The sequence below is a fragment of the Desertibacillus haloalkaliphilus genome (assembly GCF_019039105.1).
Lineage (GTDB): Bacteria > Bacillota > Bacilli > Bacillales > KJ1-10-99 > Desertibacillus > Desertibacillus haloalkaliphilus.
Genome location: NZ_JAHPIV010000271.1, coordinates 1 through 393 on the forward strand (window position 1 = coordinate 1; position 393 = coordinate 393).

Consider the following 393-nt stretch of genomic DNA (forward strand, 5'->3'; position numbering starts at 1 on the left):
GACATATTTAGAAGGGCTCGCAGAAGCTGGAGAAAATCTTTTTAGAGGAGAAGTATGTCAAAGTGTTAATCCAGAACAAAAAAAGTGGCTTCTTGATAAATTGAGCAGTATGGACCTAGAAAGTGTTTCAAAAGAGGATGTAAGAAAAGCCTATCAACTAGCAGTATTAAAAGGGATGAAAGGAGCAGTTCAGCCTCACCACTCTATGACGCCTGATGCTGTATGTTTATTTTTAAGCTATCTTGTTAATAAAGTGCTTAATAAGAGTGAAGAACCTGCCGTGCTCCTAGATTTAGCTGCAGGTTCAGGGAATTTGGTGAATGCTATTTTAAATCAATCCAATAAAAGCCTTTCAGCTGGTGCTTTTGAGGTAGATGAGACGTTGTTAAAGCT

1 protein-coding gene is annotated in these 393 nt (G+C 38.2%); it reads left to right on the forward strand.

Annotated features, from left to right (window positions below):
• A partial coding sequence (locus tag KH400_RS21880; RefSeq protein ID WP_498067641.1) for a class I SAM-dependent methyltransferase occupies nucleotides 1-393 on the forward strand: 393 nt, incomplete at both ends.